29 protein-coding genes, 2 tRNA genes and 1 pseudogene are annotated in these 25970 nt (G+C 64.6%); 10 read left to right on the forward strand and 22 right to left on the reverse strand.

All coding sequences use genetic code 11. The features are described 5' to 3' along the window. Positions 1 to 22 precede the first annotated feature (22 nt). The 11 genes from DPQ64_RS07405 to moaA form a co-directional block, all read right to left on the reverse strand. On the reverse strand, positions 23 to 421 hold the full coding sequence (locus tag DPQ64_RS07405; RefSeq protein ID WP_115863720.1) for a 30S ribosomal protein S9: 399 nt from the start codon (positions 419 to 421) through the stop codon (positions 23 to 25). Further along, complete coding sequence (locus DPQ64_RS07410) at positions 415 to 852, reverse strand: 50S ribosomal protein L13 (RefSeq protein WP_115863721.1); 438 nt, start codon at positions 850 to 852, stop codon at positions 415 to 417. The genes DPQ64_RS07405 and DPQ64_RS07410 overlap by 7 nt, the downstream gene beginning before the upstream one ends. Then, positions 849 to 1202 carry a 50S ribosomal protein L18e gene (locus DPQ64_RS07415; protein WP_115863722.1) on the reverse strand — a complete coding sequence of 118 codons (354 nt, stop codon included), beginning with the start codon at positions 1200 to 1202 and terminating at the stop codon, positions 849 to 851. Before DPQ64_RS07415 ends, DPQ64_RS07410 begins: the two co-directional genes overlap by 4 nt. Positions 1203 to 1235: 33 nt before the next feature. After that, a tRNA-Leu gene (locus tag DPQ64_RS07420) sits at positions 1236 to 1320 on the reverse strand. 170 nt (positions 1321 to 1490) lie between these two features. Then, complete coding sequence (locus tag DPQ64_RS07425; protein WP_115863723.1) at positions 1491 to 2240, reverse strand: DNA-directed RNA polymerase subunit D; 750 nt, start codon at positions 2238 to 2240, stop codon at positions 1491 to 1493. 3 nt (positions 2241 to 2243) lie between these two features. Further along, positions 2244 to 2636, reverse strand: a complete 393-nt coding sequence (locus tag DPQ64_RS07430; protein WP_115863724.1) for a 30S ribosomal protein S11 — start codon at positions 2634 to 2636, stop codon at positions 2244 to 2246. Further along, complete coding sequence (locus tag DPQ64_RS07435; RefSeq protein ID WP_115863725.1) at positions 2633 to 3169, reverse strand: 30S ribosomal protein S4; 537 nt, start codon at positions 3167 to 3169, stop codon at positions 2633 to 2635. The genes DPQ64_RS07430 and DPQ64_RS07435 overlap by 4 nt, the downstream gene beginning before the upstream one ends. Beyond that, on the reverse strand, positions 3169 to 3690 hold the full coding sequence (locus DPQ64_RS07440; RefSeq protein ID WP_115863726.1) for a 30S ribosomal protein S13: 522 nt from the start codon (positions 3688 to 3690) through the stop codon (positions 3169 to 3171). The genes DPQ64_RS07435 and DPQ64_RS07440 overlap by 1 nt, the downstream gene beginning before the upstream one ends. A 13-nt stretch (positions 3691 to 3703) precedes the next feature. After that, positions 3704 to 3788 (reverse strand) — tRNA-Ser (locus DPQ64_RS07445). A gap of 208 nt (positions 3789 to 3996) precedes the next feature. Next, entirely contained in the window at positions 3997 to 4389 is a 393-nt protein-coding gene (locus tag DPQ64_RS18700; protein WP_157971633.1) for a hypothetical protein, read from the reverse strand. 241 nt (positions 4390 to 4630) lie between these two features. Then, a complete protein-coding gene (gene moaA / locus DPQ64_RS07460) occupies positions 4631 to 5695 on the reverse strand; it encodes a GTP 3',8-cyclase MoaA (RefSeq protein WP_115863729.1) in 1065 nt (354 codons plus the stop codon). 194 nt (positions 5696 to 5889) lie between these two features. Here moaA and DPQ64_RS07465 point away from each other — a divergent pair, with 194 nt between their 5' ends. Together DPQ64_RS07465 and DPQ64_RS07470 are read left to right on the forward strand one after the other, a co-directional pair. Further along, the gene (locus DPQ64_RS07465) at positions 5890 to 6924 is read left to right on the forward strand and encodes an Mrp/NBP35 family ATP-binding protein (RefSeq protein ID WP_115863730.1); all 1035 of its coding nucleotides are present in this window, start codon (positions 5890 to 5892) and stop codon (positions 6922 to 6924) included. Between the two features lie 3 nt (positions 6925 to 6927). Continuing rightward, positions 6928 to 7173 (forward strand): hypothetical protein, encoded by a 246-nt coding sequence (locus DPQ64_RS07470; protein ID WP_115863731.1) that lies wholly within the window; start codon positions 6928 to 6930, stop codon positions 7171 to 7173. A 14-nt stretch (positions 7174 to 7187) separates the two neighbouring features. Here the strand turns inward: DPQ64_RS07470 and DPQ64_RS19510 are convergent, their stop codons facing one another. Beyond that, positions 7188 to 8093: a hypothetical protein gene (locus DPQ64_RS19510; protein WP_232820506.1), complete on the reverse strand. Its 906-nt coding sequence runs from the start codon at positions 8091 to 8093 to the stop codon at positions 7188 to 7190. A gap of 66 nt (positions 8094 to 8159) precedes the next feature. Next, positions 8160 to 10697, reverse strand: a complete 2538-nt coding sequence (locus tag DPQ64_RS07480; RefSeq protein ID WP_157971634.1) for a hypothetical protein — start codon at positions 10695 to 10697, stop codon at positions 8160 to 8162. 157 nt (positions 10698 to 10854) lie between these two features. Here DPQ64_RS07480 and DPQ64_RS18705 point away from each other — a divergent pair, with 157 nt between their 5' ends. Next, complete coding sequence (locus DPQ64_RS18705; protein WP_157971635.1) at positions 10855 to 11202, forward strand: hypothetical protein; 348 nt, start codon at positions 10855 to 10857, stop codon at positions 11200 to 11202. A gap of 167 nt (positions 11203 to 11369) precedes the next feature. On the opposite strand, the pseudogene DPQ64_RS19515 reads toward DPQ64_RS18705, so the two are convergent. Continuing rightward, positions 11370 to 11747: pseudogene (locus DPQ64_RS19515) on the reverse strand (PKD domain-containing protein); the annotation flags it as partial. Positions 11748 to 11987: 240 nt separating this feature from the next. On the opposite strand from DPQ64_RS19515, the gene DPQ64_RS07485 reads away from it, so the two are divergent. Further along, the gene (locus DPQ64_RS07485; protein WP_115863733.1) at positions 11988 to 13898 is read left to right on the forward strand and encodes a 2-oxoacid:acceptor oxidoreductase subunit alpha; all 1911 of its coding nucleotides are present in this window, start codon (positions 11988 to 11990) and stop codon (positions 13896 to 13898) included. A 2-nt stretch (positions 13899 to 13900) separates the two neighbouring features. Beyond that, positions 13901 to 14836 carry a thiamine pyrophosphate-dependent enzyme gene (locus tag DPQ64_RS07490; protein WP_115863734.1) on the forward strand — a complete coding sequence of 312 codons (936 nt, stop codon included), beginning with the start codon at positions 13901 to 13903 and terminating at the stop codon, positions 14834 to 14836. Positions 14837 to 14972: 136 nt separating this feature from the next. On the opposite strand, the gene DPQ64_RS07495 is transcribed toward DPQ64_RS07490, so the two are convergent. Further along, positions 14973 to 15203, reverse strand: a complete 231-nt coding sequence (locus DPQ64_RS07495; protein ID WP_115863735.1) for a hypothetical protein — start codon at positions 15201 to 15203, stop codon at positions 14973 to 14975. A 180-nt stretch (positions 15204 to 15383) separates the two neighbouring features. Between DPQ64_RS07495 and lrpA1 the strand changes: the two genes are divergently transcribed. Beyond that, the gene (gene lrpA1 / locus DPQ64_RS07500; RefSeq protein ID WP_115863736.1) at positions 15384 to 15812 is read left to right on the forward strand and encodes an HTH-type transcriptional regulator LrpA1; all 429 of its coding nucleotides are present in this window, start codon (positions 15384 to 15386) and stop codon (positions 15810 to 15812) included. 505 nt (positions 15813 to 16317) lie between these two features. On the opposite strand, the gene DPQ64_RS07505 is transcribed toward lrpA1, so the two are convergent. Continuing rightward, the gene (locus tag DPQ64_RS07505) at positions 16318 to 17475 is read right to left on the reverse strand and encodes a pyridoxal phosphate-dependent aminotransferase (protein WP_115863737.1); all 1158 of its coding nucleotides are present in this window, start codon (positions 17473 to 17475) and stop codon (positions 16318 to 16320) included. 95 nt (positions 17476 to 17570) lie between these two features. Between DPQ64_RS07505 and DPQ64_RS07510 the strand changes: the two genes are divergently transcribed. Next, positions 17571 to 18056 carry an SRPBCC family protein gene (locus DPQ64_RS07510; protein WP_115863738.1) on the forward strand — a complete coding sequence of 162 codons (486 nt, stop codon included), beginning with the start codon at positions 17571 to 17573 and terminating at the stop codon, positions 18054 to 18056. A gap of 21 nt (positions 18057 to 18077) precedes the next feature. Here DPQ64_RS07510 and DPQ64_RS07515 read toward each other — a convergent pair whose 3' ends face one another. The 6 genes from DPQ64_RS07515 to DPQ64_RS07540 form a co-directional block, all read right to left on the reverse strand. Beyond that, positions 18078 to 19319, reverse strand: coding sequence for a tripartite tricarboxylate transporter permease (locus DPQ64_RS07515; protein ID WP_115863739.1), 1242 nt, complete (start codon positions 19317 to 19319; stop codon positions 18078 to 18080). Between the two features lie 62 nt (positions 19320 to 19381). Beyond that, positions 19382 to 19795, reverse strand: coding sequence for a hypothetical protein (locus tag DPQ64_RS07520; RefSeq protein WP_115863740.1), 414 nt, complete (start codon positions 19793 to 19795; stop codon positions 19382 to 19384). A 203-nt stretch (positions 19796 to 19998) separates the two neighbouring features. Further along, positions 19999 to 20346, reverse strand: a complete 348-nt coding sequence (gene rpl12p, locus DPQ64_RS07525; RefSeq protein WP_115863741.1) for a 50S ribosomal protein P1 — start codon at positions 20344 to 20346, stop codon at positions 19999 to 20001. Positions 20347 to 20373: 27 nt separating this feature from the next. Beyond that, positions 20374 to 21417 carry a 50S ribosomal protein L10 gene (locus tag DPQ64_RS07530; RefSeq protein WP_115863742.1) on the reverse strand — a complete coding sequence of 348 codons (1044 nt, stop codon included), beginning with the start codon at positions 21415 to 21417 and terminating at the stop codon, positions 20374 to 20376. A gap of 1 nt (position 21418) precedes the next feature. Next, positions 21419 to 22057, reverse strand: coding sequence for a 50S ribosomal protein L1 (locus DPQ64_RS07535; RefSeq protein WP_115863743.1), 639 nt, complete (start codon positions 22055 to 22057; stop codon positions 21419 to 21421). 275 nt (positions 22058 to 22332) lie between these two features. Then, positions 22333 to 22824 (reverse strand): 50S ribosomal protein L11, encoded by a 492-nt coding sequence (locus tag DPQ64_RS07540; protein WP_115863744.1) that lies wholly within the window; start codon positions 22822 to 22824, stop codon positions 22333 to 22335. A 124-nt stretch (positions 22825 to 22948) separates the two neighbouring features. On the opposite strand from DPQ64_RS07540, the gene DPQ64_RS07545 reads away from it, so the two are divergent. The 3 genes from DPQ64_RS07545 to DPQ64_RS07555 all read left to right on the forward strand — a co-directional run bounded on the left by DPQ64_RS07545 (position 22949) and on the right by DPQ64_RS07555 (position 25887). Further along, positions 22949 to 24058 (forward strand): OBG GTPase family GTP-binding protein, encoded by a 1110-nt coding sequence (locus DPQ64_RS07545; protein ID WP_115863745.1) that lies wholly within the window; start codon positions 22949 to 22951, stop codon positions 24056 to 24058. Beyond that, positions 24059 to 24472 (forward strand): TIGR04206 family protein, encoded by a 414-nt coding sequence (locus DPQ64_RS07550; RefSeq protein WP_115863746.1) that lies wholly within the window; start codon positions 24059 to 24061, stop codon positions 24470 to 24472. A gap of 653 nt (positions 24473 to 25125) precedes the next feature. Beyond that, positions 25126 to 25887 (forward strand): VOC family protein, encoded by a 762-nt coding sequence (locus tag DPQ64_RS07555; protein WP_115863747.1) that lies wholly within the window; start codon positions 25126 to 25128, stop codon positions 25885 to 25887. Positions 25888 to 25970 lie beyond the last annotated feature (83 nt).

The raw sequence follows: 25970 nt of genomic DNA on the forward strand, positions 1-25970 counted from the left end.
CGCGGGTTTCCTGTCATTTGTATCACCGGTAGGACTTCTGATAACGGGCCCGAGCGCCGGGACCGCCCCACTTCTTGGGCTCGGAGCGACGCGAGTCGTTGACCAGCAGCGACCGGTCGAACTCGATGAACGCATCGCGCAACTCGGCGTCGTTGGTGTACTGGACCAGCCCGCGGGCGATGGCCGTGCGGACCGCGTCGGCCTGCCCGCTGACGCCGCCGCCCTCGACGTCGACGTTGACGTCCACGTCGCCGCGGTACTCGTCGCCCGCGATGCGGAACGGCTCCAGCATCTTCAGCTGCGCCGTCTCCGGTTCGACCAGCTCGACCGGCTGGGAGTTGATACGGACGCGGCCCTCGCCGTCGGTGACGGTCGCTCGGGCGATGGCCGTCTTCTTCTTGCCACTCGTGTTGGTTACCATGTGACGTTAGCACCAAGGTTCGCGCTGACCTCGCCCAGCTGGACGAAGCGGATGTTCGAGAGTCGGTCCAGCGACGTGCCGTCGAGGACTTGCGCGTCCTCGTCGTACGGATTCCCGACGTACACGCGGACGTTCTCGAACGCCTCGCGGCCGCGGTCTTCCTTGTACGGCAGCATGCCGCGGATGGACCGCTTGAAGATCATGTCCGGCCGCTTGGGGTAGTACGGACCGCGGTCCGAGCCGAGCTCGGCGCGGGTCTCGTAGGTCTCCATCACGTCGTCCTCGCTGCCGGTGATGACCGCGCTCTCGGCGTTGACCACCGCGACGCGCTCGCCGTCGAGCGCGCGCTCGGCGACCTGGCTCGCCACGCGACCGAGGATGCAGTCCCGGGCGTCCACGACGACGTCGGCGTCGAATTCCGCGAGACTCATCGGATCACCCGCACGTTCGAGCCGCTGGGGTTCTGTTCTACTGCCTGTTCGAGTTCAAGCGTCTCACCGTCGGCCTGCTGGATCTTGGTCTCCGCGGTGGACGAGAAGTCCACGGCGGCGACGGTAACCGTCTTCTGGAGGCGGCCGCTCCCGAGAACCTTGCCGGGCACGATGACGGTCTCGTCCTCCTCGGCGTACCGCTCGATGCGGCCGAGGTTGACTTCCGCGTGCGTGCTGCGGGGTTTCTCGAGGCGGTCCGCGACGGTGCTCCACACGTCGGTGCCCGAGTCTCGGGCCTCCGACTTGAGGTCGGCGATGAGACTAGTAAGCCTCGGATTCGTCTTGCTCATACTACTTCCTCCTGATTGAAACGAGAATTGCAGTGCAGGGAGCAGGATTTGAACCTGCGGACTCCTACGAGACAGCGCCCTGAACGCTGCGCCGTTGGCCTGACTTGGCTATCCCTGCACGTAGAACACACGTGCAGCCCGTCGCGGGCAACAGTGTGTAGCGGATGGCCCTTCAAACCACTTTCGGTATGACTGGCGGTCGCCCGCTTCCCCGTGCGGTGATTGCACCGCTCTCGGGACGGGACGAACGCCGCGACCGACCTGTGGTTCGAAGTGCCCTGCATGGTTCTACAACTGTACTGCCTGTTCGAGTTCGTCCGCGCGGTCGCTGATCGTCGCGGCCGCGCCGGTCACGAGTTCGTCGATGGTCAGCGACCCGTCGGTCTCGACGTGGAACACGAAGGCGTTCGGCACGTCGTGGACCTCGACCTCCTTGCCGGGGTAGCGGTTCGTGAGGTCGTGGTCGAACTCGTCGGTGGGAATCAACTCACCGTCTTCCTCGATGACTCCGCGGAGGATGTTCGCCTCCTCGGCGTCACCGTACTCGTCGCGGTCGCCGACGACCTCCACGCGCTGGAGGTGTCGGTAGCCGACCGCCACGCCACCCTGATGCTTGGCGTGGTCCTTCCCCGTCGACAGGACGGCGTCGGCGTCGAGTTCGAGCCGCTGGTCGTCCTTGAGGTCGATGATGGGGATGTTGTCGTCGGCCGGCTGGACCATCCCGTCGGAACTCACGAGGTCGCCGGAGTACGCCGTCCCCGGCCCCGACACGTCGAGGCTCAGGGTGACGGTGTCGCCCTCCTCGAACTCGCCGAGCGGCGTCGACAGCGGGACCAGTCCGAGCCGCAGCGCGAGCTGCTCGTCGAACATCACCGACGAGTTCTCCACGAACCGAACGGTGTCGATGGAGAGGGTCGGGACGTCAGCGACGATGGCTCGTCGGATCCCGTTGGCGAACGCCGGGGTCACACCGCGGACGAGGAACCGGGCTTCCCGGTCGCCGCGGTCGACGAACTCGACCTCGTACTGTTCTGTCATGGGTTAGAATCCACTCTTGCCCTTGGGTGCGCGGGTGCCGTCGTGCGGAATCGGGGTCACGTCCTCGATGCGACCGATCTCGAGTCCGGCGCGAGCGAGCGCGCGGATGGTCGCCTGCGCGCCCGGACCGGGGTTCTGCTGGAGGTTCCCGCCGGGGCCGCGCACGTTGACGTGGACACCGTCGATTCCGGCCGCCTTGACCTCCTCGGCGACCGTCTCGGCCATCTGCATCGCGGCGTACGGCGAGGACTCGTCGCGGTTCTGCTTGACGACCGTCCCACCGCTGCTCTTCGCGATGGTCTCCGCGCCGGTCAGGTCGGTGACCGTGATGATGGTGTTGTTGAACGATGCGTGAACGTGGGCGACGCCCCACTTGTCGTCGTCGTTTGCGCTCATTCGTTAGCCTCCGCTCGTTCCGGGTGTAGTTCGTCCGCGAGGGGACTGTTCTCGTCGAACTGGACGGTGTCCTGTTCGGCCACCTCGACCTTGTACGAGGGTGCCTGCACGCGGCGCCCCTCGACGGTGACGTGGCCGTGGTTGACGAACTGCCGGGCCTGGTTCGGCGTGTTGCCGAGCCCTTTCCGGTAGGCGACCGTCTGGAGACGACGCTCCAGCACGTCGGTCACGTCGAGCAACAGCACGTCGCCGAGTTCGTCACCGTCGTCCAGCACGCCGATGCGCTGGAGGTGGGTGACGAACTCGCGTGCCTCGACGGACTGGGTCGCGTCGTCGGCGGTGCCCTGTGCCTGCTCGGCGAGCAGGTTCCGGGCCTCGCGGCGGTAGCCGCGCAGTTCGCTCTGTGCCCGCCACAGCTCCTGCTTGTTCTGGAGGCCGTAGCGGTCGACCAGGCTGGACTCCTCGGAGATGCGCTCGCCCTGGAAGGGGTGGTTCGGCGTCTCGTAACCCTTGGTGTTGTCTCCGAGCGCCATTACTCCTCACCACCCTCTTCGTCGGCGGCCTCCTCGGCTGCCTGCTCTTCTTTGATCTCCTCGACGTTGACGCCGATGGTGCCCTCGGTGCGGCCCGTCGACCGGGTCCGCTGACCGCGCACCTTCTGGCCGCGCTTGTGGCGCACGCCCCTGTAGGAGTTTATCATCTTCATCCGGTTGATGTCCTGTCGACGGGTCATGTTGAGATCGTTGCCCGTCTCGTGGGTCGTCTCACCGGAGAAGTAGTCGTTGCGATGGTTAGCGAGCCATTCCGGGACCGAGTCGGCGAAGTTCTGGACCGCGTCGACGACGGTGTCGATCTCGTCGTCGTCGAGGCGGCCGAACGTCGCGGTTCGGTCCACGCCGGTCTCGTCGGCGATGATGCGCGCCGCTCGATGACCGATCCCGTTCAGTTCGGTCAAGGACCGTTCGACCGACTTCGTCCCATCGAGGTCCGTCTGCCCGATGCGGACGAAGTATCGAAGGTCCTCGTCTTCCTCCTGTTGTTCTTCCGTACTCATGGTTGGTATGGAGCGTCGAGGGAGGGATTCGAACCCTCGAGGCTTGACGCCACAGAGTTAGCAACCCTGCGCCGTGGGCCAGACTAGGCTACCTCGACACGCTTGCACTCATTCTCGCCCTCTCGGACTCGGGACCCGGCGCCCCTACAGGCTTCTATGCAAACGTACGTATTCGGCCACTCCATATAAACGCAACGAATCGGACACGTGCCCTCGACCGCCGTCGCCCCGTCTTGGTGCGGTTGTGCTACTCGGGGGAGGTCACGGTTTTTGTGGTCGCGGGTCGACTCGGAGTTCGTCTTGCAATCACGAGACGCCCCACTCCCAACTGTTTTCGCCACTGCTCTCCGTACCCTCACTGTTCTCGCTCCCCTCGTTCTCACCTTCGCCGCCCTTGCTCTCGCCGCTTTCGCTCTCGGCTTCCACGCGCTCGACCGTCCCGAGGTCCTGCCACGCCGTGTCCTCGCCGTCCATGTCGGCCAGTCGAACCGCCACGTCGCTCCACCCGTCCTCGTACTCAGCGCGCAGTTCGTATCGTTCGTCGCTGTTCTCCGGTCGGACCTCGACTCGGAGGGACTCTTCGGGCACGTAGTCGATTGGACTTGCAGGCCCCTCGAACTCGGTGCCGTCGGTCGTCACCCGAACTCGGTCGTTCACGTCGAGGTCGCCGAATCGCTCGGCGAGGTCGCGGTCGCTCATACGTCGTGGTTCGCAAGATTCCCGGTTAAGCCTGCGGGCCGGAACTGTGAGTTTGTGGTTCTCGATTCGGAGCGGGCGTTATGCTGACTCTCGTCTCTTGATCTTCGTCTGCTTGCGCGTTTTCGACCTTCCACCCCGGCGCGCGCCGAATAGAAGGGTAAACCAGTGCGTGCTTGGAGGGACAATCAGGCAGTTCCAGTCAAACACCGAACGCAGAACAACGAACAATCGAGTCTATCTCTCAGGCTTCGACGTTCCCGACGTACTTGTCGTTGATCTCCCACCCGCCGTCCTCGCTCCGGACCATGTACTCACCGTAGTACGGCACCCGGTTCGCCACGGTTTCGCGGAACGTCTCCCGAATCTCGTCTTTCGTCATCTCGCCCATCGGCCGCAAGTCGTCGTTGCGGTTCAGACACCCCTTTAGATACCCTTCGTGCGTGACGCGCACGCGGTGGCAGTTCGCGCAGAACTGCGGGTTCTCGACCGGGTCGACGATCTCGACCATGCCGCCCGACGCCGGCGAGACACCGCCCGACTTCGGCAAGTCGGTGCCAGCATCTCCGTCCGGCGCGGAGCCGACGCCATCGTCGTCTTCCGGCGCGGGGCCGCCGACCCAGTAGCGCTTGCGGTCGTGCATGTCGCGGGTCTCGACCTCGTCCGCGATGTCGGCCAGCCAGTCGTGGACGCGCTGGATATCGATGTTCCACTCGGGCTTGCCCGTGAGTTCGGGCATGTACTCGATGAGTTGGAGCTGGAGCCCGTCGTTGTTCGCGACGTGGTCGACCATCTCCTCGACGTAGCCCGCCGTGTGCTCGAACACGACCATGTTGAGCTTGACCGGATCGAGCCCCGCGTCCAGCGCTGCCTCGACTCCCTCCATCACCTTGTCGTACGCACCGGACTTCGTCACCTCCGCGAACGCCTCGGGGTCGAGGGCGTCCTGCGAGACGTTCACCCGCTCCAGTCCGGCGTCGACGAGGTCTTCGGCGCGCCCGGGCAAGAAGGTCCCGTTGGTCGTGAGCGACACCTCCATCCCGTCGGGCGTCCGCCGGACGATCTCCTCGAGGTCCTGTCGAAGCATCGGCTCGCCCCCAGTGAACTTCACCTTCCCCACGTCGAACTCTCGCGCCACTTCGAGAAACCGGACGACTTCGTCGGCGGTCATCTCGTCGTCCTGCGCGTCCATCGGGCCCCGGGTGTCACCCAGCCCCTCGTTGTGACAGTAGACGCAGTCGAAGTTACACCGGTCGGTGAGCGAGACCCGCACGCCCGAGACCGCCCGACCGAACTCGTCCTCCAGCATTAGGTCACCATTTCACGCGCGCGTCCTTAAATTCGCCGTCGAAACCAGGGTGTTCGTAACGTGATTCGGTTACGCCACCGAGAACGACCGCCTCGTTCGACGGTCGCCTCGCCCGCGTCGACAAAGCCGCGAGGCTCGTCGCGGCCCTCCGAAGTTGACAAGCCTTATCGACGCACCGGTACCAAGGCTCTCCTATGGACGAAGCAGCGGTACGCGACTTGCTCCGGCAGGTCGAGGACCCAGACCTCGGCGACGACATCGTCTCGCTGAACCTCGTCAACAGCGTGTCGGTCGAGGGTGATACCGCCGAGATATCGCTCGCGCTCGGCGCGCCGTACTCGCCCCACGAGACGGAGATCGCCAACCGCGTCCGCGAAGTGCTGGGCGACCACGGCATCGAGGCCGAACTCTCCGCGCACGTCGACGACGACGTCTCGGCCGACGAGCAGGTGCTCCCGAACGTCGAGAACATCATCGCGGTCGCCTCGGGCAAGGGTGGCGTCGGCAAGTCGACCGTCGCGGTCAACGTCGCGGCCGGACTCTCGCAGCTCGGCGCGCGCGTCGGGCTGTTCGACGCCGACGTGTACGGCCCGAACGTCCCCCGGATGGTCGACGCCGACGAGGTTCCCAGGGCCACGGAAGACGAGATCATGATCCCGCCCGAGCAGTTCGGCGTGAAGCTGATGAGCATGGCCTTTCTCGTCGGCGAGGACGACCCGGTCATCTGGCGCGGTCCGATGGTCCACAAGGTGCTCACCCAGCTCTGGGAGGACGTCGAGTGGGGCCATCTCGACTACATGGTCGTCGACCTCCCGCCGGGGACCGGCGACGCCCAGCTCACGCTCCTCCAGAGCGTGCCGGTCACGGGCGCGGTCATCGTCACGACGCCACAGGAGGTCGCCATCGACGACGCCCGGAAGGGGCTGCGGATGTTCGGCAAGCACGATACCAACGTCCTCGGCATCGCCGAGAACATGGCGACGTTCGTCTGTCCGGACTGCGGGAGCGAACACGACATCTTCGGCCGTGACGGCGGCGCGGCGTTCGCCGCGGACAACGACATGCCGTTCCTCGGCTCCATCCCCCTCGACCCGTCGGTCCGGACCGGCGGCGACGAGGGCCGACCGATCGTGCTCGACGACGACAACGAGACGGGTGACGCGTTCCGCGTCCTGACCGAGAGCGTGGCCAACAACGTCGGCGTGATCAGACGCCGGTCCCAACAGTGAACCATGTCCGATAATAGAGAGGGGTCCAACCAGTCGGAGACTGCCTCTGTGGAAACCGACTCCGCGGACACCGACCGCGTACAGACGCTCCGTGACATCGCCGACGACGTTCGTGGCGAGAGTTCCGAGAGCAAGCAGGTCGCGGCGCTGTTGTACCGCGTGAGCGACCTATACGACCCAGACGAGGACACTTCGCCGAAGGATATCTACGTCAACATGCGAGAGATATTGCGCACGAAGGAGTCCTGAATCGGGCCCCGTAACTACCGAATCTTGCGGACGGCTATCCAACCAACGATCAGCACCGCGACGAAGTACACTGCCGGAATACCCTCGATCTTCTGGCCTCCGCTCAGCTTCTCGTCCAACCCCGGACTGTAGCTGGCGTTGTGATACTGGTAGTTGTCGCCCATCCACGTCGGCTTCACGGGGTCGTAGGAGGTGTTCCACACGTCGGTTTCGCTGTCGACTTCCCCAGCGAACTCGACCTGGTCCATCGCACCCTCTTCGGTGGTCAGGTTGCCGGAGTACAGTCGTGCCTCGCCCGCAATCTCGTCGTCGCGGTCGTCGAGTAACTCGACTGTGATAGTGCGGGAACTCTCCGCCCGAACTGAGGCGGGATACAGGCTTCCGTCGGTTCCGACCGTGTGGACCATGAGCTTCGTGCTGTAGAGTTGCTTCGAGGGATTGACGAGGGTGACGTTCGCGACGGTGGATTCTTTGCCCTTGACGGTTCCGGTCGTGAGTTCGACGTCCGCGATGTACAACGTCGGAACGTCGCCGGAGTCGGTCGAGTCGATCTCCCGAGTGAAGTTGAACTGGGTCGAGTTTCCGTACGTGTAGAAGGTGACGGTGTGGTTGTCCTCGTTGACGTTTATACCCGGGGTGATGTTGACGGTATCCGTCCGTTGCTCACCTTGGTCGAGTCGAATGTCCTGGTTTTGGACACGTTGTCCATCGACCCGTATTATGTACCCGGTCAATTCATCATCCCACTTTGTCGGATTCTTAGCTTCAATTTGGACTCTCGAATCAGGCCCCGAGAATGTAACGTTGAAGACAACTCCATCGCTATCCACGATAGTTCTCTTTTCGGTGGGCCCTTCGCTAACCCCCGCAGTGGCCGGTAGCGAGGTCGTTATCACTATCCCAACTGCCAAGATTGTCATACTGGAGATGAGTCCCCGTTTCATTTATATCGGCTATCTTTGGAGCTCATTTATTGATTTCGGTCCTTAACAGAGTCCCTTTAGCTCGCACTCATCGTCCGTTTCTCGGTTGTCTGTGACCGAGCGTCGAATCTCTGACGGCGCTCTCACTCCGTCGAATGTCTTCTCCTCAGTCGTTCTTTCGACGGAGCGGACGACTTTCTTTCCAGTTTCGACGTTGTAGTACTGTTGCACCCGATTACCGACAACTGTGGCCGACGTCTCGACGACGCGACTCTCGTTCTCGAACTGCGAAGTGACCTGTCGGGTCGTGCCCGTTTGCTTGCGCAGCGCCCACTCAGTGTTCCTGATCGACTCGCCAATCTGCCAATCATCTCTCGACGATAGTTGGCGAGCTAGTATCGAGTCAGTTGTCGATTGCCGCTGCTGCCATTCGTACTGCGCGGGTCGAACTAACTTATCTCGTGCCGCGACGTATCGGTTGACCGTCTTCGTGTATTCTTCCTTCTCTGCGATCTCGTACTGGGTCTCGTACTCGGCATCTTCGATTTTCACCCGTCTCGTTTCACCCGTCGGACTGTGATGACTGGCGTAGCGCGACGGCGCCCAGTACGTCTCCGTTCGAGTAACAGTGTAGGTGTACGTGTACGTCGTGGTGTAGGTCCGCGTCTCCGTCGCGTAGTACGTGTACGTCGTGGTAGTGGTGTAACAGCCGTGGCCGGGGATGCAGTGGGTAACCGTTCGCGTCCCAGTGTGGGGAACTTGCACGGTTCTCGTGCGAGTGGCCGTCCGGGTCCCCGTTCTCTGTACCTCGTCCTCGTACTGATACTGCCGTTGGGTCTGGTACTCTGCTGAATCGACGACAACTTCTCGCGATTGACCCGTGTACTCACCGTTCCAGAGATCCCCGTCGTACCAGTCTGTCCTCCATTTTGCAGTACTGGCACTGTACCAGCTAGTACTCGTCCTCGTTCGGGCTACTTCCTCTTGAGTCGTTCCGCCCGGGTACCAGCCCTGTCGGCTCTCAAGGAACATTCCTCTGTGGATGGTGGAATCGAACTCACGCTCTACTTGCTCATACTCCGCGTCCTGCACTTTGACGCGTTCTTCGAGGACGTGTTTAGTCTCCTGTCGCTTCGTCTCGACAGAATATCCGTCTTCGAGGAACGCGTCGCGCTCTTCTTTCGACTCGACCGTTTTCTCACTTATCTGTGGTTTTTCCACCGTGTAGTTAAGGCTCTGGACGGTCGTGTTCGCCCAGTACGTCTTATCCGGGAGGAGGACGTTCGTTTCGCGGAACTCGATCTGGTCTGTTTTCTTTTCGTTGTCCCTGTTGTACACCGTTATCGTCGGCGTCTCCGAGCCGGGAATGAGTTCGGAAGCCGGTATCTCCACGATGCCAACGTACTGATACGCGTCCTCGGTCGCGTTTGAATGTCCGCTATCATACGTCTCGACCAGTTGCCATTTTTTCAGTTTTGCCTTCGAGTTCGAAACGTCGACACCGAGCTCAAATTCGTCGTAGTACGACACCTTCGAGAAGTGGAACGCTTTCGTCTCGACTCGGACTCGAACGGTCTCGTTGGGGAAGTATGGCCCTTCCGTGATTTCTGCTGTACCTCTCAAGTTCGGGACGAAGTGCGACAGGAAATCCATAGTCCGCTTGGTACGGAGTCGGTGTTCGTCTTCGACGATACTCGCTGCGTCCTCGTATGCACCGAATTTGGCGGTGGTATTGTCCGGTTTCGTCGGTTCTGCTCCGTACTTCCAGATGTACTTTAGCTCTGTTCCATCAGGGTCGAAAGATTTGCTGGCGTCGACGAGGATTCCGTGTTCCCTGGTGATGTAGTCCTCCGTTCCGTCGTTGAGAACGTCAAGACGGAGCTCGGGTTTGCTCGGAACAACGTCGAACGTATCTTTCTCATTGTTTTTTGACTCAATAGAGTCGACTTTGAATTTAGAGTCTACTTTGTACTGGCCGGGAATGGAACCTGCCCAGTACGTTTCTACCGTGATGACATCCTTATCTGCATCGTACTCCTGATTCGGTCGATAGCCGTCCGTTTCTACCGGTATCGTTTCACCAATTTCTCCTGTCTCTACAGTAACGTTCTCCGGATCGACCCCGTTCAGATCGACCTTCAGCACGTGGTGGGCCGCGTAGCGACTCGGATCTATACGTTCGTGATAGGAGTCTACCGGTCCGTTGACGAACTCCGAGCGAACGATCTCGGGGTCCTCCACTGGGACGATGTAACGACTCACCTCGGTCGTCTGTCCCCTCACGTCGGTCGCGACGACAGTCACCGAGTAGCGTTCGCCCGGTTCGAAATCGCCGTGCGAAAACGGAAGCGTTCGCTGACGGTCCATGTGCAACTGCTCGCGTTCGCGGACAGTCGGGTCCGAAACCGCGACGGTCTCCCCGTCGACTTCGACGCGAAGCGAGTCGAGATTCTCGTACTCGTCGGTCGCGGACGCCATGCCCGAAATCGCCTCCCAGCGGTCGAGCGACCCGAGGGAGACGCTCGGCTTCGGGTCCGCGGTGACGGTCGTCGTGCCGTCGGCGAACGTCGCCACGCTCTCGGAGCCGTCGGTGTAGCTCACGACCGCGTACAGGGTGTGGTCACCCGGTTCCCACGCTCGAACGAGCGTCAGACCCGTTCCCACGCGCTCGGCGACGTTTCGCCACTCGACCGACTCGATCAGGTCGTCCGACGCGTTCGTTCGAACGTGATACCCGCCGCGAAGCGGCTCCGTGCCGGTGACGACCGCGTCGCCGACAACAGTGGGGTCGTGGCCGTCCGCGATGGGCGAATCGGAGTCCGACGATTCGGGATCGGTCGTTCCGGAGTCGGGCGTGCCCGAGCCGGACGTGCCACCGCCTGACGGTCCGTCCTCCGGCCCGTCACCGGAGCCGCCGGTCTCGCTCTCGGGCTGGACCGACACGGATAGCGAACTCGACGCCGACTGGCCGTCGGCGTCGTGGACGGTCGCGGTGACCGTTCGCTGGTCGGCGGTCGGGAAGCGCTTCGTGACTTCGGCGGTCCCTTGGTCCGCCGAGAGCGAGTGGTTCGCGAACTCGGTGCCGTCGACCATCCAGACGACGTAGTCGAGGGCCGCGGTGCCGGCGTCGAGGTCCGCGGTGTATGTCCCGGTTGTTCCTTCGGTCGGTTGTTCGGGGCCGGAGAGCGCGATGTTGGGCTCCGTACCGGGCGATACCTCCACGTAGAGCGTGTCGGACTGGGTCGCGCCGTCGTCGTCGGTGACCGTGAGCGTGACGCGATACTCACCGACCTGCGAGGGCTCGAAGGAGGTCCGGGCGCAGTCGGCGCAGTCGGGCGAGACGGTCGCGTCGTCCGGGGTTCGGACGGACCAGTCGTAGCGTTCGATCTCTCCGTCGGGGTCGCGCGACCCCGTTCCGTCGAGCAGTACCGTCGCGCCGCGAGTCACCGCTTGGTCGAGCCCCGCGTCCGCCAGTGGGGCGTCGTTATCTGTCGGGATTCCATTCTGAATCGCGTTGGCATTCTGTATCGCTGCGACGTTCTGCGTCGCAGTGGCGTTCGCGGAGAACGCCCCGTCACCCGCGACTGGGCCGACGGCGACTGAACTGGCAACCAGTAGGACGACGACGGCGAGTGAAGCCTTCCTCCACATGCGAGGTGTTTCCCGCGCTTTCTCTTATATAATTTCGTATCTAAAGAAACAAAATTTATATGGTGGTGAATTTGACAGCCGGAAAATGGTAAGTGGGTTCAGCTCCACGTTCGGCTCGTGCGAACGATTCTCTCGATCCGCCAAACCCTCACGAAAGATGCTTGCTAATCTATAGCAAAGGCTTTACTGTATCCACCCCGAAACTACGAATACTGGGCCTAACGGCCGTGAGATTACAATATGACCGACGACGAACTTATCTGGCGAATCGCTGGTGGTTCCGGCGACGGAATCGACTCGACGAGCCAGAACTTCGCCAAAGCGATGATGCGCTCGGGCCTGAACGTCTTCACGCACCGCCACTATCCGTCGCGCATCCGCGGCGGCCACACGTACGTGGAAATCCGCGCGAAGGACGACCCCGTCAAGTCGCGCGGTGACGGCTACAACTTCCTGCTGGCGCTGGGCGACAGCTTCGCCCGGAACCCACAGGAGGAGGCCTACTACGGCAACGAGGAGATCAAGCCGCTGTCGGAGAACCTCGACGAACTCCGGGAGGGCGGCGTCATCGTCTACGACGCGGGGCTGCTTGACACCGACGAGATCGAGAACTTCGACGAGCGCGTCGAGGAGAACGACTGGCACGTGTACGACCTGGACCTCCGCGGCCTCGCCAAGGAGCACGGCCGCGAGGTCATGCGCAACACCGCCGGTGTAGGCGCGACGGCCGCGCTGCTCGACATCGACCTCGCCCCTATCGAGAGTCTGATGGAGGACGCGATGAGTGGCGACGTGCTGGAGGCCAACCTCCAGATCCTCCACGAGGCGTACGAGTCGGTCCGGGACGACTACGAGCACACCCACGACCTCCGCGCGCCGAAAGCCGAGGAGGGCACCGACGGCGAGCAGGTGCTCGTCTCGGGCTCGCACGGCATCGCGTACGGCGCGCTCGACGAGGGCTGTCGGTTCATCTCGGGCTACCCGATGACACCGTGGACCGACGTGTTCACCATCATGACCCAGCACCTGCCGGAGTTCGGCGGTATCTCCGAGCAGGTCGAAGACGAGATCGCCGCGGCGTCGCTGGCCATCGGTGCGAGCCACGCGGGCGCGAAGGCGATGTCCGGCTCGTCGGGCGGCGGCTTCGCGCTGATGTCCGAACCGCTCGGGCTCGCGGAGATGACCGAGACGCCGATCGTGCTCGTGGAGGCGATGCGGGCGGGTCCCTCGACCGGGATGCCGACCAAGCCCGAGCAGGGCGACCTCGAACACGTCCTGTACACCTCGCAGGGCGACTCGAACCGCGTCGTGTTCGCGCCGGGCGACCCCGCGGAGGCGTACGAGCAGACCCGGAAGGCGTTCGAACTCGCCTACGACTACCAGATTCCGGCCATCGTGCTGTACGATCAGAAGCTCTCTGGCGGCCACCAGACTGTCTCCGAGGCGGTCTTCGACGAGGAGCCCAACCCCGACCTCGGCAGCGTCGTGAGCGAACAGGACCTCGAAGAGGCCGCACAGGAGGCCGGCCGGTTCAAGCGCTTCATGTACGACGACGAGGAGGGCAGCGGCTTCGGCGGCGTCAGTCGCCGCTCGCTCCCCGGCCAGAAGGGCGGCAACTACCTCGCGTCGGGTAACGAGCACAACGAGGTCGGCCACATCAGCGAGGACCCCGACAACCGCGTCATCCAGATGAATCGCCGGATGGCCAAGCTCGACGCCATCCACGAGGAACTCTCGGAGAACGCCGACCACCAGCCGGTGTACGGCCCCGAAGACGCCGAGTACGGCGTCCTGAGCTTCGGCTCGACCAAGGGTGTCGTCGAGGAAGCGGTCGACATCCTCAACGAGGACGGCCACTCCGTCAAGGCGATGAACGTCAGCGACATCATGCCGTTCGCCAACGACGAGGTGACCGCGTTCTTAGAGAGCGTCGACGAGGCGCTGGTCGTCGAGATGAACGCGACCGCGCAGTTCCGCCGACACATCCAGGGCCAGCTCGGCCGGTTCGGCGACAAGCTGTACAGCCTGCTCAAGTACGACGGCAACCCGTTCGAGCCCAGCGAGGTCGCGGCCGGGTTCCGCGCGCGGATCGGCGACGAGGCCGATCTGAGCCAGTACAACGTTCGCATCGAGTCCGCAACGGGTGACTGATCATGAGTGCATTCAATGCCATCGGCGAGGACCGAGAGATAGACCGCGACGAGTTCACGCCCGAGATCGAACCGCAGGCCACGTGGTGTCCGGGCTGCGGGGACTTCGGCGTGCTGAAGTCGCTGAAACAGGCCATGCCAGAGGTCGGGCGCAACCCCGAGGAGGCGCTGCTCGTCACGGGCATCGGCTGTTCGGGGAAGCTGTCGAGCTACTTCCGTAGCTACGGCTTCCACTCCATCCACGGCCGTTCGCTGCCGGTCGCACGTGCCGCCAAGATGGCCAACCCGGACCTCGAAGTCATCGCGGCGGGCGGCGACGGCGACGGCTACGGCATCGGCGGGAACCACTTCATGCACACCGCCCGGGAGAACCACGACATGACCTACATCGTCTTCGACAACGAGATCTTCGGGCTCACGAAGGGCCAGACCTCCCCGACGAGCCCGAAGGGCCACAAGTCGAAGACCCAGCCCCACGGGAGCGCCAAGCAGCCCATCCGGCCGCTCTCGCTGGCGCTGACCTCGGGCGCGTCGTTCGTCGCCCGGACCGCGGCGGTCAACCCGAACCAGGCCAAGGAGATTCTCGTGGAGGCGATGGAGCACGACGGCTTCGCCCACGTAGACTTCCTCACGCAGTGCCCGACGTGGAACAAGGACGCCAAGCAGTACGTCCCGTACATCGACGTGCAGGACAGCGACGACTACGACTTCGACATCACGAACCGCGGCGAGGCCGCGGAGATGATGCAGGAGGCCGAGGACGCCCTCTACGAGGGCGAGGTTCTGACCGGCCGGTTCTACAAGGACAGCGACCGGCCGTCCTATCAGGCGGAGAAGCAGGCCACGGGCGACATGCCCGAGGAACCGCTGGCCGAGCGCTACTTCGACGACGACTACGAGTGGGAGCGCAGCTACGACCTGCTCGACCGCCACAAGTAGCGCCGGCTCCTCCTTCGGAGTCGCGGCCGTCGAATTCCGGTTTGCGTTCGTCGATTCTCCGTTTTCGCGTTCGAGTGTCGCGCGACTGCTGCTCTCCGTCGGCAGTCGCAGGCTATCGGTGCCGTCAGCCGGACGGTCACTCGTCGGGTGCGAACGCGGCCGCCGACCGCGCGTCGCTCTCCTGGCCGTCTTCTCCCTCGGTCCCTCCGTTCTCGCCGCTCTCCTCGTCGGTTTCTCCCTCCTCGTCCTCGCCACCCTCTCCGTCTTCACTGTCTCCTTCCCCGCCGGGCAGTCCGCAGCCGGCGAGACCGAGGGTCGACATCGCGACTGTCGTCTGCACCACCCGTCGACGCGACCAGTTGGTCATGGCAGGGGATACGCTCGGGCGTTGGAAAAGCGCGACGACCGACCGACCATTGTCGGATTTCACGGCGTCGAGCGAGCGCGCGAGTCCGGTTTCGGTCACTTACTCAACTGTTTTCCGTCACGTCCGCGACCGTTTTCCGGTTCGCAAGGTATTTTTTCCCGTATCCGAAATACACTCCCAATGAGCACGCAGGCCACGGAAGACAGAATTCTCTCCGTCCTCGAGGACGACGCCCAGGCCTCGTACGCCGAGATCGCCGAACGGGCGAACGTCTCGAAGCCCACGGTCCGGAAGTACATCGAGAAGCTCGAAGACGAGGGGGTCATCGTGGGGTACTCCGCGGAGATCGATCCGAAGAAACTCTCCAGCAAGTCCATCGCACTGGTGGGGATGGACGTCGCCAGTGGGAAGTACGTCGAGGCGACCCGCGAACTGAAGGAACTCGACGAGATCGAGACGCTGTACTCGTCGTCGGGCGACCACATGCTGATGGCGGAGGTCCGCGCGGAGGACGGCGACGCGGTCGGCGACGTCATCAGCGAGAAGATCCACGCCATCGACGGCTTGACTGCGGCCCACCCGTCGTTCCTTCAGGAGCGACTGAAGTAGGTCGTTGCAACTCGTCGGTGTTGCGGGGTCGGGGAGACAGCTCTGTTCCGGTCGAAGGCGGGCGATTCGTGATTTCACTTCTACTCGCTTGAGGATGCTTTATCGGTAGGTTCCGAGATATTTCTGTTTGAACCCCGGCGCGCGCGAGCAACGCGCGCGAGGGACGAGTGAGCGACCAGCGGGAGCGAACGAGGAGGCTGGGGAGGTGTGAGGTTGCGGCTTCTCATGTGCCTCGGCAGTAGCTAGCTTCGAGGTTCTTGGATTTCCGAGTCAATCTGAGCTAGTTTCTGCTTGCGCCTCGGCGTGACCGCAACAGCACCGCACCGCGACCGCGGGCCTCACGCCTCCCCAGCCTCCTGCGTTACTCACTCCGCTTCGCTCCGTTGCGTTACTCGTCCCTCGCGCGTTTTGGCGCGGCATGAAGCCGCGCCAGCACGCGCCGGGCTGGAGAAGTCCCTATCTCGAAACGGTCGCTGGTCCCTGTCTCGAAACAGTCGGTGGTCTCCTAGTCCGCCGCCTGTAGTTCCACGCCGGCCAGCGCGTCCTGAATCCGCTCGCTGGCCTCGGCCAGCTTCTCGGCGCTGTTGGCGTACGAGATGCGCAGACAGTCCTCGGCGTTCGTCCCGAAGTCCGGCCCCGGCGTGGTCGCCACACCGGCCTCTTCGAGGAAGAAGTCCGCGGCGTCGAACGCGTCCCCCGGCAGATCGCTCACGTCGACCAGCAGGTAGTACGCTCCGCCGGGCGTGTAGTCGAGGCTCAGGCCCCACTTCTCGACTTCGCTCACGAGGAAGTCCCGGCGCTCGCGGTACGTCTCGCGCACGTCGTCGAGGAAGTCGTCGCCGGATTCGAGCGCGGCGATGCCCCCCGACTGGACGAAGTTCGGCGCGCAGATGAGCGTGTTCTGGGCGATGCGGTTGACGTGGTCGACGTACTCCGGCGGCGCGACCAGCCAGCCGAGTCGCCAGCCCGTCATGGCGAACCGCTTGGAGAAGCCGTCGACCACGAACGCGTCGTCGGTGTACTCCAGCACGGAGTGGGCCGGCTCGCCGTAGCTCAGCCCGTGGTACACCTCGTCGGAGATCACCGTGGCGTCGGCGGCCTCGGCCAGCGTGACGAGTTCCGCGAGCGTGTCGCCGTCGAACACCGCGCCGGTCGGGTTGGCCGGAGAGTTGAGCAGGAGCGCGTCCGTCTCCGAGTCGACCGTACGCGCGAACGCGGCCGCGTCCGGGCGGAAGCCGTCGGCGGCCGACAGGTCGACCGTCGAGAGCCGGCCGTCGCATTGCCGGACGAAGTTGGGGTAGCAGGCGTAGTACGGGTCGGTGAGCACCACCTCGTCGCCGGGGTCGATCAGCGTCGAGAACGCCAGCAGAAGCGCGGGCGACGACCCGGAGGTGACCACGATGCGGTCGGGCGACACGTCCACGCCGTACCGCCGGTCGTAGTAGTCGGCGATGGCCCGCCGGAGTTCCGGCTTGCCCATCGAGGAGGTGTAGCCCGTCTCGCCCGCTCGGAGCGCTGCGACCGCCGCTTCGGTGACTGCTGGGGGCGTGTCGAAGTCCGGCTCGCCCACTTCGAGGTGTACGACGTCGTCCATGCGGTTAGCCCGTTCGAGCACGTCCATGGCGGCGAACGGTGTCGTCCGGGTCGCGCGCTCCGAAACCATGTGCAGTGGAAAAAGGGGATTCGGCGCATAAAGCGTCGGCGTGAGGGTCAGTATTTGCCGAGGGAGTTTTCCCGCCGCCGCCCCTACGCTCGGTCGTGCCCACCTACCAGCGCGAGGTCCGAGTCGGCGCACCGCTCGAGGAGGTGTGGGCGTTCCACTCGCAGGTCGACGGGCTGGAAGCGCTCACGCCCGACTGGATGCATCTCCGCGTGGACGGACTCGCCGGCCCGAACGGCACCGAACTGCCGGAGGGCGAGCCCCTCGACGCCGGAACCCAGATCCGGCTCTCGGCCCGGCCGTTTGGAGTCGGTCCCCGACAGCGGTGGATCTCCCGGATCACTCGACGGGAGGAAGGCGACGGAACCGCCGTCTTCGAAGACGAGATGGTCGACGGGCCGTTCCCGGCGTGGCACCACTCCCACCAGTTCTACGCCGCCTCGACCGATGAGACGCTCGTCCGGGACCGCCTGACGTACGAACTCCCCGTCGTCGGCGGACTGCTCGGCCCGCTCGGCTGGTTCGGATTCGAGCCGATGTTCCGCGAGCGCCACCGCCGGACGAAGCGGATTCTGGAGGGGTAGTTTCGCTGACGCGGCGACTCCTCAGCCGCCGAGCATCAGCGGTCCGAGTAACACCCCCATCAGGTGGACCCTGCGCGCGCCGTATTTGGCGGGGACGAGCCCCACCAGCGTCGCAACCGCGAACACCGCGACGCCGACCCAGCCCGCGAACAGCCAGCTCACCAGCGTCAGGAGTGCGAGCACGCCGACCGAGAGCCGGACGTTGTCGACCGCGCCGACCAGCCGGAGGTAGCGGTCGCCGACCCCGAGCACGAGGACGAAGCCCGCGATGCCGGCGAGCGCGGTGCTCGCGAGCAACAGCGGGGGGTTCACCGGTGCGTCGGCCTCCTGGAGGGCGACCATCACGCCGGTCCGGGGTGTGCCGAGCGCGGCCAGCGCGAACAGCGCGAAGACGGTATTGGCGGTGTTGACCCCGCTGGTCGTGACCACGAACCCGCGAGCGTCGGTCGAGCCCGGTACGAGGCCGAGCGCCAGCACGGCCGCGACCGCCGCAGAGACGCCCGGCAGGTAGCCCACGATAGCGCCCGCGACGCTCCCGGCGAACGCCGTGAGCGCGACCATCTTCCGGGAAATCGCGATCTCGGCGTCGTCCTGCTCGGGCACGCCAGCCCCCGAAAGAGCCTCCAGCAGCACCGGCGCGCCGAACAGTCCCGCGAACAGCGGTGTGAGCATCCCACCGGCCGCCAGCGGGGCGGCCGGTTCGAGGTCGAGCGTCGCGTGACCGAGCGCGGCGCTTCCGAGGAACCCCGCGAGCGCGCCGACCATCGCGGACTTCGAGCCTTCGGTGAGTACGAGTAACGCGACCACGCCGCCGAGGACGAGTGGGAGGTGGGCTCGAACCGTCGGGTACGCCGCGGTCATCGCACGGGTGACCGGCACCGCGAGCGGGACCGCGAACGCGACCGCGAGGCCGCTCCCCAGCGCGGAGAGCCGAACCGCCTCGCGGCCCCGACCGGCGATGACGAGCCGGTGGCCAGGGAGCGCGGTCGCGGCCATCGCGGCGTCGGGCACGCCGAGCGCGAGCGCTGGGACGGCGTCGAGGAACGAGTGAACGACGCCCGCGGCCAGCATCGCCGCGCCGACGAGACGCGGGGGTCCGGGCACCGCGGGCGCGACCGAGGCCAGCAGGAGTGCGAGGTTGTTGACGTGCAGGCCGGGCGTGAGCCCGCTACACGTCCCGAGCGCGATTCCGCCGAGGACGAACGCGAGCGCGACGGCTGTGCCGGCCGGGTCGACCGCGAGTCGGACGCCGAGCGCCTCCATCGGGGCACTTTCGTCCCGCCCTCCGATTTAAACGTTCGTGCGAGAATTGATGTCGGGGAGTGCTACCCCGCCGAAGCGGTCCCCGACGCGCGCCGCCAGTAGTACGCGACCAGTCCGCCGAACACCAGTACTGCGGCACCGAGCGCCCCGACGAGCACCGCGAGCCACTCCGGGAATGCGGCACTCGTGCGCAGCCAGTCGACGAACACCGCCGTGACCAAGAGAAATCCGACGAGGGTCAGGAGTCCGCGCCCCGCGTAGAAGTAGCTCCCCTCACCGAACGACGGCGTCTGGCCGCGGACCAGCGCGGGGACGGCGTCGAGCGCCAGCACCGCGACGAGCGTCACGAGCAACGCGACGACGCCACCGAGATACAGCGAGTCGATTATCGCTTGTGACGCCTGCACCGCGACGCTGTAGACGACGAAGACCGCGGCGACTCGGAGTAACGCGCCGACGGAGTCGAATCGTGCCATACTCCCGACCAGTTACCCGAGCGGGTTAAATCGTCCGGGAAGCGAGAGTGACGTTCGGAGGCGTGGTGGCGGTCGCTTGCAGCAGCAGTCCCGGCGCTCGAAGCAGTGTCGAGTGAGTCCGAACCACCACGGTGACAGCTACCCAGCGACGGCTATCCGATAGCGCGCGAAAGAAAAAACTGATCTCGTCGCGTCGGACCGATTCAGCCGAAGAGTTCGCCGAGGCCCTCGCCGCTGGCCTCGTCGTCCTCGTCGTCGCCCTCGTCCTCGGCGGCTTCCTCTTCCTCGCCGCCCTCGTCGGCTTCCTCTTCCTCGGCCTCGTCGGCTCCGCCCTCGTCAGCAGCGCCGCCTGCGGCGGCTCCGCCTGCGGGCACGGCCGCGGCCTGCTCGACGGCCTCGTCGATGTCGACGTCCTCCAGCGCGGCGACGAGCGCCTTGACGCGGGATTCCTCGACGTCGACGCCGGCGGCGTCGAGCACGTTGGTGAGGTTGTCCTCGTTGATCTCTTCGCCCGATTCGTTCAGGATGAGTGCAGCGTAAACGTATTCCATTGGTAGTAGTTTGGGTGGTGTTGGTCGCTATCCGAACATCGCGCCGAGAGCGTCGCCGCCCTCCTCGTCGTCGTCATCGTCCTCGTCTTCGCTCTCGTCGGCGTCGGATTCGGTCGCTTCGTCGCTCGATTCGTCTTCGTCTTCGGCGTCGGCAGTCTCCGTCTGGGCGGGAGCCTCGACGTCACTGAGCTCGTCGGGCAGCGCCTCCTCGTCGTCGACCTGCGCGGCGAGCGCGCGAACCTGCGCGTCCGCCTTGCTCACGAGGTCGTCGGCGAGGTCCGGGCTCGCGATGGACGCTTCCAGCCCGAGGCTCTTGGCCTCGCCCTCGGCCTTCCGGACGAGGGTCGGGACGGTCGTCTCGGTCGGATAGCCCGCGTTGACCGAGAGGTTGCGTGCGCGCGCCGCCGCGGCCTCGACGTCCGCGAGGTACTCGTCGACGTCGATGTCGAGTTCCTCGGGCTCGAACAGGACGCCGTCGGAGTAGACGCCCCGCAGGTCGAGTCCAACCTCCTTGGGCTCGATGCCCATCTCCGCGAGGACGTTCGCGAGGTCCTCGGAGACCTCGTCGCCGGCTTCGGCGACGACGCTGTCCTCGGTCACCTGGATGGAGCCCTCCATGATGCGCGCGGAGGCGCCGATGCTCTGGAGTTCGCCCACGAACGGACCGGGGTCGACGCCCGTGTCGCCCTCGGGGATGAGGATCTGGTCGGGCGAGACCTCACCCGCGCTGATGGGTGCCGGGCTCTTGGACTCCTCGAGCTGCTTGTACAGCCCGAAGGGGTTGTCGTTCGTGCCGATGAGTCCGACCTCGCCGGAGACGTACTGGGCTAGCTCTTCGACGCCCTCGTCGACCTCCGCGAGCGCGCGCTCGAGGAGGGTGTTCCGGCTGATGCGGAGCTGTGCGCTCCCGTGCAGGTTCGACCGCATCGTCTGGAGCTGCCGCGACGGGATGCCCGCCACGTTGACGATGCCGACGCTGCTGTACCCCTCGATGAGGTCAACCAGTTCGTCGACCTCCTCCTGTTTCCACTGGGGGATGGTCTCGGTCTTGCGCTCGGCTTCGGCGGACATGTTAGGCTACCTCCACGGACGGCCCCATCGTCGTCTTCACGTAGATGGAGTCGATGTTGAGCGGGCCCTTCTCGAGGTTCGCTTCGAGTCGCCGGAGGATGACGTCGATGTTGTCGCTGATTTCCTCGGCGTTCATGTCCTCCGCGCCGACGCGCGTGTGGAAGGTTCGCCGGTCGCCGCTCCGGAGCTGGACGACGTTCTTCATGCGGTCGACGGTCTCGACCACGTCGTCGTCGGGCTGGAGCGGTTCGGGCATCTTCCCGCGCGGGCCGAGGATGGTACCGAGGTAGCGACCGATGTCTTGCATCATCGACGCTTCGGCGATGAAGAAGTCGGTCTCGTCGGCCAGGTCCTTGGCTCGGTCGTCGTCGTCGCCGAGGTCTTCGAGTTCGTCGCCGTCGAACACCTCGTCGGCGGCGTCTTCGGCGCGCAGGGCGGTCTCGCCCTCCGCGAACACGACAATCTTGGTCTCCTGTCCGGTACCTTCCGGCAACACCACGCTCTCGTCGACGCGGTTAGACGGTTCGTTCAAATCGAGGTCGCGCAGATTGATCGCGAGATCCACCGTTTCGCGGAAGTTCCGCTGGGGTGAATCGTCGAGTGCGCGAGAGACTGCTTGCTCTATCTCCTGATCTGCCATTGTTCACCTCCGTAGTACGCAGGACGCTCCTACGGATTTTCAGTGACACAGGCTACGCCTGTCTCGGTCGAAACGAAGGTCATCTGGAACTTAAACCCGTCGAAGCAGTGGCGAGTCGGGCGGCATCGACGGCGAGCGGGGCTGTAACTCGTTCGCACGGGCACTCGGTTTCGCGCCGGTGGCGGTGCGGTCGCTGGTCACGAGCGACGGCTGCGAGAAACGAGTGGCGACTTCGAACAACGAGTGACGACAGCGAGAAACGGGAGAACTCCGAGTTACGCCGCGGCTTCCTCGACGCCGAGCACGTCGTCGTACTCGCCGGCGTCGACCTTCTCCTTGAACTCGCGGGCGTCCTCGCCCTCGATGGTGACGCCGAGCGAGGCGCAGGTGCCGACGATCTCCTTGGCGGCGTTCCGCGTGTCGTACGCGAGCAGGTCGGGATGCTTCTGCTCGGCGATGGTCTTGACCTGTTCGATGGAGAGGTCGGCGACGAAGTCCTTCTGGGGTTCGCCGCTGCCCGTCTCGAACCCGGCCTCGTCCTTGATGAGCGCCGCGGTCGGCGGGACGCCGATCTCGATCCCGTAGCTGCCGTCGTCCTCGATGGTAATCGTCACCGGGACCTCCGTGCCGTCGAAGGCCTCGGTCTGCTCGTTGATGTCGCTGACGACGTCCTGTACGTTCACTGCGGTCGGTCCCAGTTCGGGTCCGAGCGGCGGACCGGGGTCCGCCTGCCCGCCGGGGACGAGTACTTCTATCGTCTCAGCCATACGTGTACGAACCCCCGCGGCAGTTTTAAGACTTGCTAAGTGTGACTCCTCGCAGTCGTCCCGCAGGAGAAACGTTCCCGCGGAAAGAAAGGGTTTTTCGGCTCGCGCGGCCGACCAACACACGATGGGTCTGGAGGACGAGATCGAGGACCTCCGCGAGGAGATCTCCGAGACGCCGTACAACAAGTCCACCGAGGAGCACGTCGGACGGCTGAAGGCCAAGCTCGCGGAGAAGAAGGAGAAACTCGAGAACCAGTCCTCCGCCGGCGGCGGGGAAGGCTACCACGTCGAGAAGCACGGCGACGCCACAGTCGCGTTTGTCGGCTTCCCGAGCGTCGGGAAGTCCACGCTGCTGAACGCGCTGACCGCGGCCGAGAGCGAGGTCGGCGACTACGAGTTCACGACGCTCAACGTCAACCCCGGCATGCTGCAGTACAACGGCGCGAACATCCAGCTACTCGACGTACCGGGGCTCATCGAGGGCGCGGCGCAGGGCCGGGGCGGCGGCCAGGAGGTGCTTTCGGTCGTGCGCGCTGCGGACCTCGTCGTGTTCGTGCTCTCGGTGTTCGAGATCGACCAGTACGAGCGGCTCAAGACCGAACTGTACGAGAACAAGATCCGTCTCGACCAACAGTCCCCAAGCGTCAAGATTGCGAAGAAGGGCAAGGGTGGCATCCGGGTCACGTCGAGCGTGGACCTGGACCTCTCGGAGCGCGTGGTCTCGGAGGTGCTCCGCGAGCACGGCTACGTCAACGCCGACGTGACCATTCGCGAGCAGGTCGACATCGACCGGCTGGTCGACGGCGTGATGGACAACCGCGAGTACATCCCCTCCATCGTGTCGGTCAACAAGGTCGATCTCATCGAGCCCGACTACGTCGAGACGGTCGAGGCGGAACTGCGCGACCACGATATCGACCCCGAGGAGGCCGTGTTCATCTCCGCCGAGAAGGAGAAGGGGCTGGACTCGCTCAAGGAGACCATCTGGGAGGAGCTCGGGCTGATGCGGATCTACATGGACAAGCCCGGCCGGGGCGTCGACTGGGAGGAACCGCTGGTGTTAGAGCGGGGGTCGACTATCGCGGACGCCTGTGACAAGCTCGGCGGGGAGTTCGAGGACCGGTTCCGCTTCGCCCGCGTGTCGGGTCCGAGCGCGAAACACGACGAACAGCAGGTCGGGACGGACCACGAACTCGCCGACGAGGACGTGCTCCGCATCATCACCCGGAAGTAAATGCGACGACTGCTCGCACTGGCTGCTCTCGCTATCGCTCCGTGGACCGTACTCGGCGCTGGCGATTTCGTGTTCGCGTGGGGACTGGCGACCGTCGACCCGCTTCACGTGACGACGCTTCCCGACTACCTGTTCGTCTACACCGCGGGCCTTCCTGCGCGACTGCTCGCGTGGCCGATTGCGGTTCTGTTGTACCTCCTCGCGGTGGTGAGTGCGGCTCTCGGCACGGCTGGCTGGGAAGATCGTCGGGTGACCGGTGGTCTGCTCGTGCTCGCGGGTGCGAGTCATCTCCGGTTCTCGTTGGGCCTGTCGCGACTGGGCCTGCTCGCGGTGCCGACCGGGTCGCTCCTGCTCTGGACCGCGGCGTGGTGGTTCCACTGGCCGGACCTTCGGGATTCGCTTTCTCGGGGATAGGACGCGAGTCTCGATAATCCACTCTGGCGTGCGCTGCCTTCGATTTTCTTTTCGGCGCGTGCGGGCGCGACCCCGTGTCGTGCCAAACTGCGCGAGGGTCGAGTAGCGTGGTTCGAAAATCGGAGATTTTCGTCATCCCAGAAATCTCCGATTTCTGGAGACCGTGGAGCGAAGCGACCGAGGCTTGCGAGACGCCGCAGGCGTCTCGCTGCTCTGCGAACGCAGTTCGCAGACAACGCAGGCGGTTGAGGAGGACGAGGTGGGGTCGCGGTGCTGTGCTGTGCTGTGCAGTTACTCCGAGGCTCAAGCAGTAACTAGCTCAGGCAGTTTTCAGATAGAAGCGGACGACAGCGTGAAGCTAGCTACTCCCGAGGCATATGAGAAACCGCAACCGCACCGCACAGCACCGCAGCCTCACACCTCCCCAGCCTCCTGCGCTTCTCGGCCTTCGGCCTGCGATAGCTCGTCCCTCGCGCGCGTTGCTCGCGCGCGCCGGTGTTCAAAAATACCGTAGTCGAAATACGGTAGTCCAGAAAATTACGACCGTCGAGAGAAAGAGCCAGTTGAAATCGTCGAGAAAGCGACCCCTATCCGCTGAACCACCTTCCGCGAGCGGTAGCCTTTTCGCTCAGGAAACACCAGTACGAACCGTTATGAACGCGACGCTCGACCACGTGATGATGCGCGTCGAGGACCTCGACGCGACGCTCGACTGGTACGGGACCCACCTCGATTACGAGGAGAAGGGCCGGTGGGAGGCCGACACCTTCACGAACGTCTACCTCGGTCCCGAGGGCGTCCACGAGGAGGGCGCGCTGCTGGAGATCACCTACAACCACGACGGGCGGTCGTACGAGTTGGGCGACGCGTGGGGCCACATCGCCGTACGGGTCGACGACGTGTACGACGCCTACGAGCAGTTGATGGACGAAGGCGTCGAAGACTACCGCGATCCCGACTCCTGCGGTGGCTCCTACGCCTTCGTCAAAGACCCGGACGGTCACGAGGTCGAGATCGTCGAGCGCGACTACGGCGCGCCGTGGAGCCTCGACCACACGATGATCCGGGTCGAGGACGCCGACGAGTCGCTCGGGTGGTACACCCGCAAGCTGGAGTACGAGCACACCGGCCGCTGGGAGTCCGACACCTTTGCGAACTACTTCCTGAAGCCCGAGGGCGCGGCCGACGAAGCGATGGCCGTGGAACTCACGTACAACTACGACGGGCGCACGTACGACCTGGGCGACGCGTGGGGCCACCTGGCGGTCCGAGCCGACGACCTGCGCGACGACTGGGCGACGCTGATGGAGCGCGAGGCCGAGGACTACCGCGACCCCGAGTCCTGTGACGACCGCTACGCGTTCACCACGGACGCCGACGGCCACGAGATCGAAGTGGTCGAGCGCGACGAATAAACGAGAGTATTAATTCCTGTCCGAGTAAAATCCCGGATACGAACGTCCCTCGGGCGGGTTTCGCGCGGGAAACGCCGTATTTC

The organism is Halorussus litoreus (assembly GCF_003382685.1).
GTDB lineage: Archaea > Halobacteriota > Halobacteria > Halobacteriales > Haladaptataceae > Halorussus > Halorussus litoreus.